Source organism: Microcoleus sp. Pol12B3, assembly GCF_036701355.1.
Classification (GTDB): Bacteria; Cyanobacteriota; Cyanobacteriia; order Cyanobacteriales; family Microcoleaceae; genus Microcoleus.
This window is the reverse complement of the sequence record NZ_JAUBQS010000044.1, coordinates 19,119-37,638: the sequence shown is the minus strand read 5'-3', so window position 1 is coordinate 37,638 and position 18,520 is coordinate 19,119. Positions and strand designations below refer to the sequence as shown.

The following is an 18,520-nucleotide window of genomic DNA, read 5'->3' as shown; positions in this document are numbered from 1 at the left end:
CTGAATTTTTAAAGTTATTTTGTCTCTTTTTACTTTCCCGATCTTGCTTCTCCCAAGACGCGGTAGACATTAACTTTTTGTTCCCTGCCTTTTAGTGGTAAAGCTCCCCAAGATTCTACTTCAAATTTGTCGGCCAGATGCAGAAAGGTTTCTTCTGCAATCAATATCCGGCAAGTGTCCTCTTGCCGATCCTTTTCGCAGCTTTCGAGCCGAGAGGCAATATTTACGCTGTCGCCGATCACTCCATATTCTAAACGGGTTGAGCCTCCTAGACTACCCACCATCACAGGCCCTGTAAAGATACCTACTCGCATTTTTGCCGACGGCAAACCCCGATCGAGCCAATTTTGATTCATTTGTGGCAAGCGGGAACTGATGGCTAGAGCGCAAGATACGGCGCAGCGAGCATCTTCTGCTATTCCTTCGGGAGTTGTGCGGGGAATGGGTACGCCAAATACTGCCAGCATTCCATCTCCGGTAAATTTGTTAATCACGCCTTGATGTTCTTGGACTTCTTGGGCCATGGCTGATAAATACTCATTTAACCAACTCATTACTACTTCTGGCGGTAGTTTTTCGCAGATTGTACTAAAACCCTGCAAGTCGGTGAGGACGATCGTTGCAGTAACTTTTTGCCCTGGCAATAACCCTGATTCGAGCAGATGGACGCGCTCTTTCCAAAGGGCATTTGCGATCGCGGGTGAAGTTTGTTGTCCTAATAATTTCATCACAATCCCTTCCTGTTGCCTCGACTGCTCGTACTTATAGGTAACTGCAACTGCTGCGGTGATTAAAAGTGCCAGGGTAGGGGCCATGAGAGGTATCCACCCCTGTTGCATGAAGAGGAAAAAGGTGAATCCGAATAATGAACCGCAACCTGCGATCGCACTTCCCATCAAATTCAGGGATTTTTCTAGCCGCCAAGCTAAACAGCCGCCCACTGCACTCCAAACTGCGATCCAGAGAATTTCTTGCCATTCGTCCCAATACCAAAATAGCCCTTTGCCGTCTAAAGCTGCACTGAGAATTTGGCTGGTGGCAGTGGCGTGAATTAATACCCCAGGCATCAGGCGGTTTCCGCTGGCAGTAGCGCTGTAAGGGCTGGAGAATAAATCTTTGACAGTTCGGGCTGTAACGCCTATTAGCACTATTTTACCCTTCACCAATTTAGGATCAACTTTTTGCTCCAAAACTTGAGTTAGTGTCACGATCTTTGCTATATTTTCAGCAGATCGGTAGTTGAGTAAGACTTGATACCCTTGGGCATTAATGTTTTGATAACCTCCTGAGTCCGATTGCAATTTTGAAAATACTGTTTTATTCGCCTGAATTTCTTGTTTTTCTGTCAATTTAGAATCTATTTTTTTGCTATCCAAATATGCAAAAGCTAGCCGCATTGACAATGAAGTATGTGTGGTTTTACCATCGCCAGCAAACATCAAATTTCGACGCACTCTACCATCTGGATCTAGGACTAAATCGTTAAATCCTATCCGTTCTTTTTGTATATTGGGAGGTGGCGGAGCTCGATCGGACTCTGAGTTGCCGATGAAGGTAATGGGAAATACTTTGGGGTTTTTCAGTTGAGTTGCTAATTCTGCATTTCCCGGTTCGTAGGGAGTGGGGCGAATTATATCTATGCCAATAGCTGTGGGTTCAAGACGAGCTATTTCTGCGATCGCTTTTGCTAAAGTGCGATCGGAAATTGGCCACTTTTCAATAATATTAATGTCCCGATCGGTGATTGTTACTACCAGCAACCTAGGGTCAGGGCCCGCATCAGGACGCAACTGCACCATCACGTCAAAAGCATTTAATTCCAGTGGCTGCAACCAGCCTAAATGCCGCACTCCTAATAGAGCTCCTGTCACGGTAATGCAGATAATAGTAAGAGGTTGCAAGTCAGGGAAGGGGAAGGAATGAGTTAAGTTTTTCCAACTCCAGCCTCTATCCTTCAACTGACGATGAAATTGATGAAAAAATTTGGGCATATTGATAATTATTTTTTCAACTCTCCTTGAAAAAATGCACCCCATCTTAAATTGCCAAATTTTTAATTTTCCTGTGCGGTTTTGGCGATCGCACTTAACTGCAATCCCTGCGGATAGCTGTTTTCTTCTTTGCTGCGCTGGATGTCGGCCATTGAAATCTGGGGTTTGAGGTATTTTGCCAAAACTTTAACCACGTCGCCCCGATCGATCGTCCCCGCTACTGAACCAATCGGCGAGAGGACGATGATTCGGGGGAGTTGACGCGCTTCCATGCTGTTAATTACTTCTGCGATGGATGCTTTTTCGGAAACTGTGGGGGTTTTTCCCAGGGGTTTCAAAATGTTGTGCAAAGTCTGAACTTGCCATTGACTGCGTTCTGTGAAGCGGATATCGTCGATCGACACTAAGCCCAAATCCCGGCCGTTGGTCCCAGCAATGTAAAATGGAAACGGATTGACTTCTAACAAATATCGATCGGCAAATTCTCGCAGAGTCAAATCTGCATCTACAACTCGAAACTCGCGACTCATCGCATCGCTGGCTTTAATTTTGAGCAGGGCTTCTTGCAGCGAAGTAACTTGGCTATAAGCAGTGGCATTGCGAATGCCAAACCAGCCGATCAGCGCAATCCACAAGCCGCCGTACTCGCGCGCTAAAAAGCATAAACTCAGACCCAAAGCAACAGCCAGCCAACCTACAACTTGTCCTGTTTTTGCCGCCCAGCGAACGCCGGTAAATCGAGAGCCGGTGATTTTCCAAATTGCTGCTTTTAAAACTTGTCCTCCATCCAAAGGCAGACCGGGAATTAAGTTAAATAATCCCAAAACGAGATTGATTAGTGCTACCCTTTCGGTAACAATTGCTAGCAAACTTCTCGGGGGAAGAACTTGAGAACCCAAACCGAGGATTAAAAACAGCGCAAAGCTGACTAGAGGGCCGGCAATGGCTACTTGAAAAGCTTGACCGGGAGTTTTTGATTCCGAGTCGATCGAAGCTACCCCGCCAAATAAGAATAAGGTAATAGAATTAACTTTAATGCCTTGCGATATCGCCGCCAAGCTGTGTCCTAGTTCGTGCAACAGCACGGAAGCAAACAGCAGCAGAGCTATTGCTAACCCCGCACTCCAGGAGAGCGCAGGCCCCCACACGCGGTAACTGCTGGCGTATTCGCGGGTTGCTAAGGCTAAAATTATAAACCACGAATAATCTATAAGTAGGGGGATGCCAAATAAAGAGCCGATTCGCCAACCTGTCTGCATGAAGTTTCCTGGGAAAGGAGAGCAAGAAAGAGTTTCTATTATATCTTTTCTACCCCTTGCCTTTGCCTTTCCCTGATTTATTACAGAACTCCAGCGTTACCCAAGCCCAAGATTACTCCGGCTCCGAGCAAGTGGCCGAAGCTGGCTGTTGCCAGCAATTCTGGTACGCCGAAGCCTTTGAACATTCCAGGGAGTGCAACGGGTAAAGCTGGGCCCTTGCCTCGGTTTTGCTTGGAGATGCCGTAGTAGCCGATCGTGATCGCCAGCAAATTACATAAAATCATTGTCAGTCCTACCAGTGGCGACCACTCGGGTGTTGAGGGAGCGGTAGATTGTACGGCTAACAGCAAAGATGAGGTGATCATGTTCTTATCTCCTGATTTCACAGATAAATTGATTTCCAAGATTATAAAAAGCAGTTTGCATTAAACTAAGATTTGTTTTAATAGTTAACAATTCGTTGATATTTTGATACAACTGCGGAACCGAGGAGGAAGAGTGCGGGTTAAAATTTGCGGAATCACTAAATTAGACCAAGGAATTGCGATCGCCCGTTTGGGAGCCCAGGCTTTAGGGTTTATCTGTGTGCCGGCTTCTCCCCGCTATGTCCGCCCAGAAACAATTCGCCTGATTGTCGAGCAGTTGCCGGAAAATGTCGATCGCATCGGCGTTTTTGCCAACACCACAATAGAAAATATCTGTCAAGTAGCGGCAGAGTCAAATTTAAGCGGGGTGCAGTTACACGGAGATGAAACAGCGGAATATTGCGATCGACTGCGGGAGTTTTTGCCGGGAATTGAAATTATCAAAGCCCTGAGAATTAAGACTCCTGAAACTCTAGAGACGGCGGCTATTTATGCTGTTCGTGTCGATACTTTACTGCTGGATGCTTACCATCCACAGCAATTGGGCGGTACTGGTAAAACGATCGACTGGATGATGTTATCAGAGTTTAGACCGCAGTGTCCTTGGCTGTTGGCGGGCGGTTTAACACCCGATAATATTTTAAATGCAATTGATAGGGCGATCGGCAATAACTTCAGCGGTGTTGACCTTTCTAGCGGCGTAGAAATAGCGCCGGGAGATAAAGATTTGACCAAAGTTGCTCAGTTGTTTGCTAATTTAAGTCAACTTGCTCATCATTGATAAATTGGCAATACCAAGTTCGCGCTTTTTATCGGATTTATTCTTTAGTCTGCTTGGGCGAAGCCTGCCGCAGACTAGGCAGACTTCGTTTGTATAGTAGCGGTTTCAACCGCAGTTTATTTCCTTTATTGTTTTATCGGCGGATCTCAAAAGTGCGCTCGCCCTCCGGGTCTTCGTATTCCAAAACCAACTCACTAACCGTAGCACCGGTGGGGCCGCGGCGGCACCAACTAATCATTCCTTCCACAGCTTGTTTGGATCCTTCAAAGACAGCCTCGACGCGCCCATCGGGGAGATTTCTTACCCAGCCGCCCAGGCCGAAATACTTTGCTTTATTCCTCGTTGAATATCGGTATCCTACTCCTTGAACTAATCCGGAAACAAAAACGCGGACTCTGACGGGCGGCAATGATTGGTTTTGCATAATAAACGGCTCAACTTACTACTAACATCTGTGTGAAAATTTTAAGGATCAGTTTGATTATGTTAAATTTTAGTGCGATTCCCTTCGGGATAGCTCCGCTTCCAGTCCTGCCGGGACTCCTGATACGCCGCGTTACCCTGGCTTTTTCAACTATTCCCGATTTCACTGATTGGCTGGTTGCAGCTATGCTCGCGCTGGTTTACACTTTAATCGCTCTTTCCGTGGGTTTTTGGTCGGGATTTCTGAAAGTAGACGTGCAAACCTCTCGGCGTACAATTGTGGGAGTGCTTCTTGGCTGTTTGTTAAGTCCGGGCATCACCGAGGAATTACTGTTCCGCGTGTTAATGCTGCCACACCCGTTCGAGAAGGCTTCTGGGTTAATGCTGTGGTTTTGGGGATGCGCGAGTTTGGCGACTTTTGTAGTTTACCACCCGCTGAACGCGCTTACTTTTTACCCTGTTGGTCGATCGACCTTTATGAATCCAGTATTTTTGCTACTGGCTGCAATTTTGGGAGTTGCGTGCTCTATCGCATACCTGCAAAGCGGTTCTATCTGGCCTGCGGTGGCAGTTCACTGGCTGGCAGTGACAGCCTGGCTGTTGCTACTGGGCGGTTACAGGAGGCTCTATGGTTAAATGTAAAAAGTCCAGCATCACTATTTTGTCGGGAGGATGTCAGTTGTGGTTATCATAGGAGCGATCGTAGGTTTTTTGGCAGGGGTAGCAGTTGCTTACTGGTTAGTGGAAAAGCGCTTAAAGAAGCAAAAGCAAGAATACTTGCAGCAAACTCGCAGAATTAGTGAGGAAATAGAATTAGCTCAGATGTCTCGGGTGCAACAAGCTGTCGAATCTCAGCAAGGAGAACGGGAAAATCAGCTTAGAAAAGCTACTATCGAACACGAAAATTTACTCAGACAAATTACTACCCAATACGAAAATCAGCTCCAACAAGTTGCGGCTCAATACGAAAATCAGCTCCAACAAGTTCGGGCAGAACGCGACAGTCAGCTCCAACAAGTTTTGGCAGAACGCGACAGTCAGCTCCAACCACTTACCAGCGTAGATGAACACGAGCTGCGGCGACAAATCAGCGAGGAAATAGAAGCCGCTAACAATGCTAGAATGCAGCAAAATATCCAATCTTTGCAAGCAGAACACGAACATCATTTACTTAGAGTTGCTGACGAATTGCATCTAAATTATCAAGCTCAGATGGAGCAACATTTGCAAAACTTGCAAAATGAACACGAAATTCGATTGAGGCAAATTGCCGAGGAATATGAGAACCGCGAGGTTGAGATGCAGTTAAATATGGAGGCTTTGCAAGAGCAATACAAGAGTCAGTTGCAAGCGGCTCACGAGCAGTTGAGAGAGCACGAAGCTCAGATGCAAGCTACTATCAGGTCTTTGCAAGATCAGTACGAAAGTAATGTACAACAACAAGAAGTCCCGGAGCAGCCGTTCAGTCAGTTAAATTCAACAGAATTTGCCGAAGGTTTATCACAAGAAGAAGTTTGGCAGGAACTGTCAAGTGAGTTAAATCAAACAGAAGTTGAAGAAGAGTTAAATTACACAGATTTTTCGGAACCACAACCAATTGATTTACATCAACCAGCAGTCGAACAACAGCTTCCAATTACCAGACAAGCACCAAGCTATTCCCTACCGCAGTTGATGGGATGTGTTCAAAGTCAGGACAAAGAAACCCGCAAGTTTGCAGCGTCTGCTTTAGGTAAAATGGCTGCTGCTAATGCTCTGAGATCCGAAGGTCAGCGAGCAATAGAAACCTTGGGAAAGTTAGCTCAAGATATTCACCCGGAGGTGCGTGAAGCTGCTGTGGAAGCACTAGCAATGATTAAGTCTGAAAAAGTAATTCCGCTGCTACAAAAAGCTTTGCGAGATATAGATAGCGGTGTGGCTAAATCGGCAAGTGCTGCGCTCAATAAGTTTAAGTTTTATCCGCGCACTCCAGCGGCTAAGCCGAAAACTGTTGATCTGAAGAAACCAAAGCGTTAAGCATTTACGAGCATAAATAAATATAGCAATTGTCAATTGCCTACAACACAGTAGGGATACAACATTGTTGTGTCCTTACCGAGGTGCTGTATAGCACTCAATTTCGATCGACAACTCGCCCAATCAGACGCAGCAATTACCGACACCCCGCCAGCCGAGGCCGGTAGGTTTGATGATACCCTGCCAACTGCTTTGGCGGCAATTGAGTCGCCCAAAATCTGTTTAAGATTGTGGTTTAACTGATCTGTTGCACTATTCTTAAAAACGTTGCTTTGTACCGAGTATAAATTTGAGATCGCCGGAGTCGCTAACAGCCATATCTAAGCGAATTAATCCAAAGGACGATCGCACCCTCACACCTACCCCAACACCCGCCCCAGTCCCCGGTTTGTCCCTGACTACCGCCGGTTTCCCGAGTACACTATCTCCCGTTCCCAAATCCGACGCAAAATCAACAAATATTACGCCGCCGACATCCTGACCCACTGGAAACCGATATTCACCCGAAGCCAAAAAATAACTCCGGGCACTGCCAATATCCCCGCCGTCGTAACCTCGCACAGAATTGCGGCCGCCCAGGCGAAAAGCTTCCGTTGGTGGCAAATCCCCGATTACCGTCCCCGCTTGCAAGTTAAAAGCCAGCATTTCGGGCAAGGCTTCGGACTCGCTGATGCCCAACAAAGTTAGTGGTACATACTGTATATAATTCGCTAACAGCCTGTTACTCACAATGTTTCCTCGCCCCAGAGGTATCGACTGCTCGGTGCTGAGGCTGAGAATCGAGCCTCTGGTGGGATTGAAGGGATTGTCCCGCCGATCGAGCACCGCACCAAAAGAAACAGTGTATAACTCGTCAACGCCGCTGCCACTGAATGTGAGAGGATTGCCGAGTTCGTCGCGGCGGGCGATCTTTAAGTTGCGATCGCGCGTGCTGATATTTGTATAATTCAGTCCCAAAGTCGATTGCCAATCGCCCAAAGGTCTGGTAAACCTGAGATTTCCCCCCATCCGAATTTCCCGAACTCGGTTCCCGTTGGTCAAATCAATATCTTTGTTGAAAATTTCCGATATTCTGCGATCGCCAAAAGCTCTCACACTGTATCCCAAACGGTCTTCGGCGACAACGTAAGGGCTGACAAACTCGACATCGTACTGGATACCTCGGAGGCTGGGTTCAAGTTCCACCGCTAGCCGCTGCGGGTTGGTGCCGAAAGTTCGATCGGTATAGGAAAGAGGAACAGCAACGCCAACATCATCACTAAGACTGGCACTCACGCTAAAAGAGCGAGCCGAGCGCTCTTGAACGTTGTAGATTACATTAACATCCGTGCCAACTTCTTCAATCGAAACCGTAACCTTGTCAAACAATCCCAATTGCTGCAATTGCTGTAAATCCGATCGTACAACTTCCCGGCTGTAGTTATCCCCCGCCTTGAGTTTGAGCTCACCTCGGATAAAATCTTCCGAAATTCTGCCCTCAACCGGATTCCCTTTTTTATCAACAGCTTCGCCTCGGGAATTGACAAAGCGAATTTTCACCTCTGCAACGTAAACGCCTTCAGCATTGCCCGCTTGACTGATTTGTAGAGCACCGCCTAGCTGTCTGGCGTTGCTGTTTACTGCTTCGGGGATTTCGGCGTTGGCCGCGATCGTCGCTGGAGTTTTTAACAGAGATGTAAAATCTTTATTGTGGCTGGACTTGAGAGAGGGCGATTCCCTAGGGGATAGCTGCGCCGCGCGTACTTCTGGAGAAGCTGCGAGCTCATCGGATGCCGGCAAATCCCGCACAGTTGGGTTCACCTCATCCGATTGGTTACTATTTAAGACTGGAACCGATAACAAATGTCGCTTGTCATCAAGTCTAGATCCCCCTAAATCCCCCTTAATAAAGGGGACTTTGAGCATATTTCTTGTCCCCCCCTTATTAAGGGCAGTTAGGGGGGATCTAGACTTCGCTACAAACAACAGAGATGGTCGGTTTGACGTTAAGTTGTCACCAATGACCTCATCCTCCTCTCTCTGCGCCCTCTGCGCCTCTGCGGTTCCCTCTCTAAACTCCGCCTCAGTCGGTGCGGCACTCGGATCGATCGCCCGCGCTGCCAATTCACCGCCAGCCAGCGCCGCCAAAGTCAAAAATGCAATAATCGAAATTCGCATAAAAATAAAATTCAAGCACACCCAACGCATATTACCCAAAACCGGGCCCCCTGCATAATTAGCCGAAAAGAAACCCGGCATTTTTGAAGATGCCGGGTTTCTGGGATGCTGAAATTTGGGAAAGTTCGATCGCGGGCGATCGTAAAATTTGTTTAAAGAGTTTGTCGAGAAACTCGTTTCTCAAAATGAGCCTGAGTCTGCTGCAACAGTTGTTCGCGACTGTCCTTAGCGGTGGTAATGGTAGGGAGCAAGTTGCGAGCTTGTAACGTCATGTGAAGCTGTAGGTGTGCTACGTACTCACTGACATCTTCGCGAAGAGAGCAAGCCGGGTACTGTTTTAAAGTAGAGTTCAAAGTGTTCTCCTGCTTTGAGTTTGCAGTATTTTCTAATAATCATAGAGAGTATCACGGTCTATTTCTAATTGTGTACTCCGTAATGAAGTTTAACCTTTGGACTGCTGTTTTGTTACAATGGTTTACAAAGATTTCTTACCTCTCAGGAGTCGATCCCCATGCAGTCTCAAGCATTTCTAAGACAAAATCACATTTAAGTACATTTGTCAATAGCACCACCCAAACAGCAGCCTACCTCGACATCCGGTGCGGCCGACCCTTATTGATGCTGCACGGTTTCTTTGGAGAAAAGACTTGCTGGCTGCCATTAATTGAGTTATTGCAATCTCAGTTTCGGTGCATCAGTTTAGATATGTTAGGTTTTCCAGAATCCAGCCAACCAGAAATCGGCTATGACGTAGCTGTAGAAGTTGATTTTGTCCGGCAAGTTGTAGAACAACTACATATCGAACCATGCTGCATCATCGGACATTCTTTTGGCGGTTGGGTAGCATCTGCATATTCCCTCCAATATCCTAATTCTGTTAGCAGTTTAGTGTTAGCAGCGCCAGCGGGAATTCGGGACGATAGTTTTTGCGGTCAATACGATGCTTTGCGGCCGCTGTTGTGGGAAAGCCCAGCCGTGGATTGGGTCTTGCAGTTGGCAAAACCTTTTGCTAGTTTAGCGGGAAAAAGTTAGAAATTGCAGTAAATTTCATGGTGGCGCAAGGAGTTAATGTTTCAACCAGTAGCAAGGTCATTTTTTATGAGCTGGATGCGGCCGGGAGATGCAGTTGATACAGTAGAAAAAAAATTACAAATTTCAAATTCGTACCTTAGTAATCGCCGCAGATAGTGACAAAACAATTCCTCTATGCCACGGTGAAACCTACGCTAACGAGATACCGGGGCCGAGTTAGCAATTGTTCCCAATTCTACTCACGGGTTGCCACAAACTGAAGCTCAAATTATGGCGAAGTTGATTTGTAAAATTTTGAATAATTAAGAAAAACTGTGCAAGAAGCCGAATCCTAAAAGTTGTGATAAGCTACCAATTCAAGATAATTGTGTTTTAGTATACTACTTTAGTAAGAAATACAGAATATATTGTTTAGTGTCTTGTACACTTTTTTCTTATGACTCTTAAATCTTGTGTCAGCACGAGCTACAGACATTTAGTTGAGTCGGGGATATTACCAATGGCGGCAATGAGGAACTATTTTAATCTGGAAGAAATTACGACAGCCAGAAAAATTAGTGCTGCGGTAATTAATATCAGCGGCCGTCAGCGAATGCTTTCGCAACGAACGGCTTTTTTTTGCATGAGGTTAGTTTGTTCTCAGGATGACCTAGAAAAAGCCCAACTGCGGGGAAATTTGTTAGAGGCGATCGAGCTTATGGAAAAATCGCACCGCGACTTAATTAATATTGGCAGCAGCGTCAACTTAGTGAGTCCCCCTTCAGCCGCCCTCAAGGCAATGTATTTTGAGCCGCCACTGTATTTAGACAAACAAGTGCGCGCATATATCGATCGAATAAAAGCATTGGTCCAAGTTCCCGATGCCGAACTCATGCTGGAAAACCCCCACCTGCTGTATATTGTCGAAGCAGCGGGCGGCGACTTGCTAGAAGCTTTCGATGCCGTGGTGAGTCAATACCAGCAAGAAAGCGAAATCGAACAATTTGAAATCGACCTTAAACAGGTTCAACTTTATCAAGAAAGTTGTGCTGCTACCTCGAAAGCGGAAGCTCAAGCAGCCCAGCTCGATCGCGCACTATGCGAACTAAAACAAACTCAAGCTCAACTCCTCCACAGCGAAAAAATGTCTTCGCTGGGGGCGCTAATGGCTAGTATCGTCCACGAAATTAATAACCCAGTTAGTTTTATTTACGGCAACTTGAGCCATGCCGCAATTTATACTCAAGATTTGCTGCACCTGCTGTGTCTCTATCAAGAATGCTATCCCAATCCCTGTCCCGAAATCACAGCTAAAATCGAAGAGATAGATCTTGATTTTCTCGTTGAAGACTTGCCTAAAGTTATCTCTTCCATGCAAATGGGTTCCAATCGCATTCGCGAAATTGTCAAATCTATGGGCAACTTTTCGCGAACCGATAACAGTAACATGACCCTGTGCGATTTGCACGACAGCATTGACAGCACCGTGTTAATTTTGCGAAACCGTCTAAATTCTCAAATAGACCGTCGCGACATTCAAGTAATTAAAAATTATGGAAAATTGCCTCCTGTAGAATGTTATTCAGGACAGCTAAATCAAGTATTTATGAATCTAATTACCAACGCGATCGATGCTTTGGACGAGATATCACAAAATCAGCCCTATGCTGCGCTAAAAATTTTGATCGCCACAGAATTAGCTGGGCCCGATCGCGTGAGAGTGCGGATTGCTGACACGGGAACCGGAATGGCACCACAGATAAAAGAGCGAATGTTCGAGCAGTTTTTCACCACCAAGGAAATTGGTAAAGGTACCGGTTTAGGATTGTCTATTGTCTACAAAATCTTAGTAGAAAATCACCGAGGATCGCTCCGGTGCGAGTCGGAACCCTCCAAGGGAACCGAGTTTATCATTGAACTCCCGATACAGCAAACTTAAGCAATTTACTAAATCCAAATTGATTTATGTTAACTGTGTGTGGCACGGGCGTCCCGCCTGTGTTAACCGTGTGTGGCACGGGCGTCCCGCCTGTGTTAACTGTAATTAAAATTTACACATATCCTACTCTAATTCGAGCTTCAAAGTTGGCAACAGCTTTTCTAAATTTCTAAGAGATTTCTGTTGCCAAGGAATATCATTTGAACCCAATACCACAAGTTGAATCGTTTTCTTTTTCCTGACGCTAATCACAAATTTAGACAGCATACTGATACCAGAACTGTTAACAAATTCCAATTGTTTTAGGCTCAAGGTAATAGTAGGCGGTTCGCCATTAGCGACCTCATCTAACAATTCGGCTATTGGTGCATACTCTGCTGGACCGCTCAGGCTGAGTTCGCCTTGGAAAGTGACAGTGACTGATTCTGGATCGTACTGAATGGTGTAATCTTCACCTTTAATTTCATGAATGCCCATTGTGATTTTGTTTCCTGACTAAAATATTGCGATCGCACAAGAGAGTAAATATTGAAAGGCTAGGAACTAGACCCTAATTTGAACCACAGTCGTAACAATGATGGTATCACTATCTGGCCGGGACTCGAATTTCCAACCTATCTTAGCTGAATAGTCATTAATCATCGTCAGCAAGCCCAATCCCGAAGTATCGCTTTCGGATTCCGCATTTTTTTCAAGCTGCTGCAAATAAAGTTCATTTGGATCGGAATCCATAATTTCTTCAATAAACTCCTTCAACTTATTCGCCCCTTCTGGATTGACACTATTACTGGCAAAAATTACCGCTATTACCTCTGTTTCCCCAATAAAGTGTATGCCAAATTTGACTTTGTAATTGATATCATCCTTATTAAATTTTATCGCATTTTCTAAGAGTTCGTTGGCGACGTAGCTGACAGCTCCCTTGCTTTGTTTGATCCGTTTCTCGCTGCTAGCATCCTCCTCATCCACCGGTAGAAAGCTAGACAAATAATCGGCTACAAAATGAGCTGAAAGCCTGTTGTTGCGCCAGCGCTGTTTGATCGGGCGAGAACTGGGAGTAAATGTAAGTTCTAGGGAGTCGTGTTCAGGAGGAAATTCTTCAATGAATTCACCAAAGATTTGTGTCATTGTTTTTAAGCTTCCAGATGTCATGATTTTTTTCGCTCCAATTGATGTATTAATATCACTTTTTGGTGAATTTCCACACGCCATTCCAGTTAGCAGGAATACTATTTCTTAACAGCGATTGGAGGCGTTTTATGTAAAGTTGACTGGGCTTGTCATCTGGATTTAGCGCTACAATCTGTTCAAAAAAAACTATGGCCTTAGCAAAATTTCCCTGACAATATTCTTGGAGTCCCTCCTCAAATATAGGCAAGGTTTGAATTTTGAGCGAGCGCACTGGTTCTACTTCAACATCTAACACCTCACAAACTGTAATGGCTTCTTGTCTACCTTTGACAATAGCCCGATCCAAAAAACGGATATGATACTTTTCAGGTTGACTCAAACGTTGTACCACATCTCCAGAAATTAATAAAGATACGCCATAATACTTAGTCAAACCTTCCAGACGAGCGGTGAGATTGACATGATCTGAGAGCGCATCTGCTTGCATCCGATTCGCGTCTCCAATAATCCCAACCATCGTATCACCCACATGGATACCAATGCCAATCTTCAGCGGTATATCCCCATTTATTTTACGGCTTTGATTGTATTTGTGCAACTGCTCCAATTTCACAATTCCTGCCTGAATAGCATCATCCACGCCATCAGGAAAAACTGCCATGACTCCATCTCCAATATACTTGACAATAAAACCGTTGTGCTTGCGAATTTCGGGACTAATTTGCTGTAAATAGTTATTGATGAAGTCAAAGTTTTCTTGAGGAGTCATTTGCTCCGCCATCGTGGTGAACGAACGCATATCGGAAAACATAATAGCCATCTCTTTGCTCACGTGATCTCCAAGCTGGAAATCAACCATGCTCTGCTTGCCGAGAAATTGGAGAAATTCATCGGGAACAAAACGTCCGTAAGCCTGCAAAAGTTTCTCTAATTCTTGTTCCCGCGCTTTCACCGTTTGCACCATATGCGAGAATACCTGTGCCAGTTCTCCCAGTGCATCACTGCGCGCTGCCACATCTGACAATATATCGGGTTGAAAACTATTGTTTTTTACAGCAATAGCTGCATCTATAACCTTTTTTACCTGTTCGATGTAAGTCTGCATCTCTCGGTTTTTATGACGGATCTGGTTTTCCAGATCCGTGGAGTGTTGCGTGACAATTTCTACTAAGGTTTCATAGCTGTTTTTTTCATCCTCTACTTCCTCAAGTTTTTCGCTCAACTCCTGGAGCTGGTTATGGAGTTCTTCTGGAGATTTAGATAATGCTAAATTTATTTGTGGTTTCATAATTTATACTTCTGAATCTGGAAGCGCCAAGTTGTTTGACTTCCTCGCTGTAAATTATTATAACTTACAGGCGCGGAACTCGAAATCTTGTTTCTGCTTCGATGCTTGACCGCTAAATCCAAGACCCATGGTAGAAACCGGGTTGACGACCGTCAATCAAAAATTATGCACAATATTGCCCTGTTGCTTCAATACTAGTAAAGTAATGTCATCAAATACCTTTTGTTCTCCAATAAATTTTCGCAAATCAGCGATGGTGGCTTCCTTGATTTGTTCGGCGCTCAAATGCCAGTTTTGAGAAACCACTTCACAGAGTCTTTCGATACCGTAGAATTTTTTGTGTATGTTTCTAGCTTCGGGGATGCCGTCAGTATAAAGCACCACGCCGTCCCCCGGCTCTAAGTCTACTAAAACATGGCTAATCCAATCAGAAATATCCTCATCTAAGGCGAGCGGAAATCCTAAATCTATGGTGTCTATCCGCTGGATTTGACCACCTTTCCGGACCACTAGAGTTTCCTCATGTTGACCGCTGATACTAATTGTGCTATCGGCGTAGTGGAGCAAAGCTAGGGTCATATTTTTGTCGGAGTTCATGCGCTGGACATTTTTATAAATAGTGCGGTTGAGGGTATCTAAAAAACGCACCGGATCGGATTCTTGCATTTCCTGAAGAGTGCGGACAGCAGCTTGAGTCATCACCATCAAAATACCGCTTTCTAATCCGTGTCCGGTGACATCACCAATGCAAATCGTGACAACCCCGTTAGTACAAAGTACGTCGTAGTAATCACCACCTACTTCCGAGGCTGGCTCCATAAATCCGGCAATATCTAAATCTTCAATCGCTGCGAGTTCAGCAGGTTTTGGCAGAATCAACTGCTGCATTTGTTTGAGCATATCGAGTTCGGAACTCATGCGGAGGTTTTCCGCTTTCAGGCGCTGGTTGAGAGTGGCAATTTGTTTAGTGGCTGTGGCGAGTTCAGAGGTACGTTCTTTGACTTTATCTTCTAGCGTTTCAAAGGATTCTTGCTGTTGTCTCGCCATGCTGTTAAAAGAATTTCTTAAGGTTTCAATTTCCCAAATTCGACTGGAATCAACGTTCTGGTTAAGAGCGCCACCTGCTAGATATTCTGAAGCTCGAGCAATTTGATTCAGGGGGCGAGTAATCCAGCTAGCGGTGAAAATACCCACTCCAACAGAGACAATTAGAGCCACAATACACAGCAAGATGGTCTGGCGAGTGTTAGCATAAATTTGCGCCATAAAGTCGGCTTCAGGAACTACTACTACAATCAGCCAATTGAGACCGTACTTGTCAGTTAGCGGAGAAACTTGGATAAATTGCCGCTCACCGTTTAGCTTAAAGTCAAGTTGAACAGTTTGATGGATGTCTTCCAAACGCTTGAAGCGATCGAGCAGATAAACCACACTTTTACGCATCAATGGGTTGCTGCTTTCCTGTGCTTTTATCCGCTTTGTATCTTTGCCTTTTCCCAGCGACAGAGGCTGTTCTTTAAGCGAGGTGGCTATTAACTCCCCCTGGGGTTCAATGATAAATACTTGACCGGAATTACCCACCCTTAAGGTTTGCAGGAAGTGACGAATTTGATCGAGTCCCATCTGGCAAGTCAGCACGCCAATTAGTTTCCCTTCGCCATCATAATAGGGTAGACTCGCATTAATTTGCAGCGTACCGTAACCAAAATTAATATAAACTTCACTCCAAGCTGCCTGTTTTTTCTCAACAACAACTCGGTAAAAAGGGCGCGTGCGAACGTCATAATTGGGCGTAGTTTTGTCAATTTTTGTGGGGTTCCCATTATCGTCAAGGTTGTAATATATCAAGTCGCCACCCCCGGAAACCAGTTGCTGGGCAAGCTGAGGTTGTTCAAGTCCAACCAGCCGATTTACCCAACCCACACGCAGGTACTGACCTTTTTCGTTGGCAATTCCCGCGTGACCGATCGAATTAAATTGCAGAACTTGTTTCCAAAAATAGGGTCGTGCTTGCTCCAAATCGTCAAAGTTCAACACCCCCAAAGGTACAGCATCCTGATTGATCTGATTCACCAATGGCGGAGCTTCCAGATAGGTTTGAACACGTTCGTAAACTCTCGCACTCACTTCGTGCCGCAACTGACTAACAATATCGTTGACTATCTGCTCTCCGTTTCTGTAAGAGAGATATCCAACGCAGCCAACAGCAGCCAAAATTTGGAGAACAAAGGGAACTACTAAGACATTGCGGAGACGGAATTTGCCCGATCTGGAGACGATCGCACTTTTTTGAGAAACCATTGTTAAAAACACTCCCAGCGGGCAGTTTTTTGTTACAAGACTTGATAATAGATATATTAAGAGCGACTCACAATGTTATCATATCAAAAACTAAACCAACATCAAAAAATCTTCGATCATCAGCGCTCATTTGCCTCCATCAGCGGTTACAATAAAAAAATAAATACTCAAAAAAATGCAAATTACTAACTCCCTCCACAGCGCCCTACTCATCTCCAACCTAGAAAAATCCCAACACTTTTACAGCACCGTACTAAGACTGCAAAAAATCGATCGAGACTTAAAATTTCCCGGAATCTGGTATCAAATCGGAGACTTCCAGCTCCACCTAATTTTAGCAGCCACAATTATCCCAGATGCCGTAGACCATGCTAAATGGGGACGCAACCGACATCTAGCGTTTTCTGTTGCTAACTTAGAGGCTGCCAAACAGCAGTTAATCGCTCACAATTGCCAGTTTCAAATGAGCGCGTCAGGTCGATCGGCATTATTTACCCAAGATCCCGACGGCAACATCATCGAACTCAGCGAGTAACAGATGAAAATCATCGCTTATTCTTACACCGAACCGCTACTCGAAACAGCACCCGCACCGGAAATTTGGGGTCAAGAAGTCGATCGCACCTATCAAGACTTAGGAGGGCGACAACAACTGCAACAACTCCTAAAAGACTGCGAAACAGAACCAGTCAAATACCTGTTAATTCAGCGTTTTGAAGAACTCGGCGACACCGTACAGCAAGTGTGTTCGCACCTCGCCCAACTCGAAAACCTCGGCGTCGAAATCATCGTACAAGCAGAAACAGAACCGCGAAACCGCAAAAACTTGCTGCAAATCCTCGCAGAAATCCAGCGCAGCCAACACAGCCGGAGTATTCGCAAAGGACACGCCCGCAACCGCATCAAATCCCGGATTCCACCGGGTAAGGCTCCCTACGGCTACCGGCGCGGCAAAGATTGTTATACGATCGATAAATCCACCGCCCCCACCGTCAAAGACTTTTTTGAACACTTTTTAATTTACGGTTCCTTGCGAGGTTCCGTGCGGTATTTAGCCAAGAAATACAACAAGAAAATCTCTGTAAGCACCGGCCGCCGCTGGCTGACAAATCCCGCCTACCGAGGCGATTTGGAATATCAAAGCAGCCAAGTAATTTCTAATACCCACGTCCCGATTATTTCCAGAGAAGAAGCAGCCCAAATAGACAGGTTACTGCGCCGCAACCGCTGCCTTTCTCCTCGCAGCGCTAGCGCCCCACGTTCCCTCGCCGGTTTAGCAATTTGTGCAGAATGCAAATCGCCCATGACAGTTGCCAAAGTCACCTCCTACCGCCAAGAAAAAGAATACCTTTATTTGCGACCGATTAACTGTCCAAAACAACCTAAATGTAGCGGCCTTTCCTACGATGAAGTATTGCAATTAACCATCGCCGGTATTTGTCGGGATTTACCCGCTGCTGTTGCTGGATTGCAAATGCCGAATATGAATGGAATTAAAGCAGGAATTGTCAGGGCGATCGCATCGAAACAAGAAATTATAGAGCAACTTCCCGCCCTGATTGAAAGCGGCATATTAGACACCGAAACGGCAGAGTTTAGAGCCTACAAAATCCGCACCGAAATTGCCGAACTGCAAAGCAAATTGGCTCAACTACCCCCAGTAAATTTGCGAGAAACTGCCCAAACTGTTTCCCTGCCGCAATTTTGGCTCGATTTATCAGAATCAGAACGCAGGTTTTACTTTCGAGAATTTATCGATCGCATTGAAATCGTCCGGGAAAATACAAATTGGAAACTGCAAATTATTTTCATTTTTTAAGAATTAGCTCGACGTTTATTTATAGCTCCTGGGTTAGAT

At 45.3% G+C, this 18,520-nt stretch carries 17 protein-coding genes; 7 read left to right on the top strand and 10 right to left on the bottom strand.

Features of this window, described 5'->3' with window-relative positions; genetic code table 11:
• Positions 1-29 precede the first annotated feature (29 nt).
• The 3 genes from QUA53_RS20400 to psaK form a co-directional block, all read right to left on the bottom strand.
• Positions 30-1,991: an adenylate/guanylate cyclase domain-containing protein gene (locus QUA53_RS20400; RefSeq protein WP_333099477.1), complete on the bottom strand. Its 1,962-nt coding sequence runs from the start codon at positions 1,989-1,991 to the stop codon at positions 30-32.
• Positions 1,992-2,053: 62 nt separating this feature from the next.
• Positions 2,054-3,250: a site-2 protease family protein gene (locus tag QUA53_RS20395; protein WP_333099476.1), complete on the bottom strand. Its 1,197-nt coding sequence runs from the start codon at positions 3,248-3,250 to the stop codon at positions 2,054-2,056.
• 80 nt (positions 3,251-3,330) lie between these two features.
• Entirely contained in the window at positions 3,331-3,615 is a 285-nt protein-coding gene (gene psaK / locus QUA53_RS20390) for a photosystem I reaction center subunit PsaK (protein ID WP_333040629.1), read from the bottom strand.
• A gap of 133 nt (positions 3,616-3,748) precedes the next feature.
• On the opposite strand from psaK, the gene QUA53_RS20385 reads away from it, so the two are divergent.
• Positions 3,749-4,396 (top strand): phosphoribosylanthranilate isomerase, encoded by a 648-nt coding sequence (locus tag QUA53_RS20385; protein WP_333099475.1) that lies wholly within the window; start codon positions 3,749-3,751, stop codon positions 4,394-4,396.
• 133 nt (positions 4,397-4,529) lie between these two features.
• Here the strand turns inward: QUA53_RS20385 and QUA53_RS20380 are convergent, their stop codons facing one another.
• On the bottom strand, positions 4,530-4,820 hold the full coding sequence (locus tag QUA53_RS20380) for an acylphosphatase (protein WP_333099474.1): 291 nt from the start codon (positions 4,818-4,820) through the stop codon (positions 4,530-4,532).
• Between the two features lie 59 nt (positions 4,821-4,879).
• Between QUA53_RS20380 and QUA53_RS20375 the strand changes: the two genes are divergently transcribed.
• Both QUA53_RS20375 and QUA53_RS20370 read left to right on the top strand, forming a co-directional pair.
• Complete coding sequence (locus QUA53_RS20375) at positions 4,880-5,455, top strand: CPBP family glutamic-type intramembrane protease (protein ID WP_333099473.1); 576 nt, start codon at positions 4,880-4,882, stop codon at positions 5,453-5,455.
• Between the two features lie 45 nt (positions 5,456-5,500).
• On the top strand, positions 5,501-6,835 hold the full coding sequence (locus QUA53_RS20370) for a HEAT repeat domain-containing protein (RefSeq protein WP_333099472.1): 1,335 nt from the start codon (positions 5,501-5,503) through the stop codon (positions 6,833-6,835).
• 258 nt (positions 6,836-7,093) lie between these two features.
• Here the strand turns inward: QUA53_RS20370 and QUA53_RS20365 are convergent, their stop codons facing one another.
• Both QUA53_RS20365 and QUA53_RS20360 read right to left on the bottom strand, forming a co-directional pair.
• Positions 7,094-8,992 (bottom strand): BamA/TamA family outer membrane protein, encoded by a 1,899-nt coding sequence (locus QUA53_RS20365; protein ID WP_333099470.1) that lies wholly within the window; start codon positions 8,990-8,992, stop codon positions 7,094-7,096.
• A gap of 152 nt (positions 8,993-9,144) precedes the next feature.
• Positions 9,145-9,345: a hypothetical protein gene (locus QUA53_RS20360; RefSeq protein WP_242720238.1), complete on the bottom strand. Its 201-nt coding sequence runs from the start codon at positions 9,343-9,345 to the stop codon at positions 9,145-9,147.
• 82 nt (positions 9,346-9,427) lie between these two features.
• Here QUA53_RS20360 and QUA53_RS20355 point away from each other — a divergent pair, with 82 nt between their 5' ends.
• Together QUA53_RS20355 and QUA53_RS20350 are read left to right on the top strand one after the other, a co-directional pair.
• Positions 9,428-10,024 (top strand): alpha/beta hydrolase, encoded by a 597-nt coding sequence (locus tag QUA53_RS20355; RefSeq protein WP_333099469.1) that lies wholly within the window; start codon positions 9,428-9,430, stop codon positions 10,022-10,024.
• Positions 10,025-10,460: 436 nt separating this feature from the next.
• Positions 10,461-11,942 (top strand): ATP-binding protein, encoded by a 1,482-nt coding sequence (locus tag QUA53_RS20350; RefSeq protein ID WP_333099468.1) that lies wholly within the window; start codon positions 10,461-10,463, stop codon positions 11,940-11,942.
• A 123-nt stretch (positions 11,943-12,065) separates the two neighbouring features.
• Here the strand turns inward: QUA53_RS20350 and QUA53_RS20345 are convergent, their stop codons facing one another.
• From QUA53_RS20345 to QUA53_RS20330, 4 genes are all read right to left on the bottom strand, one after another.
• Positions 12,066-12,419 (bottom strand): slr1659 superfamily regulator, encoded by a 354-nt coding sequence (locus QUA53_RS20345; protein WP_333099467.1) that lies wholly within the window; start codon positions 12,417-12,419, stop codon positions 12,066-12,068.
• Positions 12,420-12,485: 66 nt separating this feature from the next.
• The gene (locus QUA53_RS20340; protein WP_333099466.1) at positions 12,486-13,094 is read right to left on the bottom strand and encodes a DUF6272 family protein; all 609 of its coding nucleotides are present in this window, start codon (positions 13,092-13,094) and stop codon (positions 12,486-12,488) included.
• Between the two features lie 31 nt (positions 13,095-13,125).
• Entirely contained in the window at positions 13,126-14,361 is a 1,236-nt protein-coding gene (locus QUA53_RS20335; protein WP_333099465.1) for an adenylate/guanylate cyclase domain-containing protein, read from the bottom strand.
• 156 nt (positions 14,362-14,517) lie between these two features.
• Positions 14,518-16,662 (bottom strand): SpoIIE family protein phosphatase, encoded by a 2,145-nt coding sequence (locus QUA53_RS20330; RefSeq protein WP_333099464.1) that lies wholly within the window; start codon positions 16,660-16,662, stop codon positions 14,518-14,520.
• A gap of 175 nt (positions 16,663-16,837) precedes the next feature.
• Here QUA53_RS20330 and QUA53_RS20325 point away from each other — a divergent pair, with 175 nt between their 5' ends.
• The gene (locus QUA53_RS20325; RefSeq protein WP_333099463.1) at positions 16,838-17,197 is read left to right on the top strand and encodes a VOC family protein; all 360 of its coding nucleotides are present in this window, start codon (positions 16,838-16,840) and stop codon (positions 17,195-17,197) included.
• A 3-nt stretch (positions 17,198-17,200) separates the two neighbouring features.
• The gene (locus tag QUA53_RS20320) at positions 17,201-18,481 is read left to right on the top strand and encodes a recombinase family protein (protein ID WP_333099461.1); all 1,281 of its coding nucleotides are present in this window, start codon (positions 17,201-17,203) and stop codon (positions 18,479-18,481) included.
• The last annotated feature ends 39 nt before the right edge of the window (positions 18,482-18,520 follow it).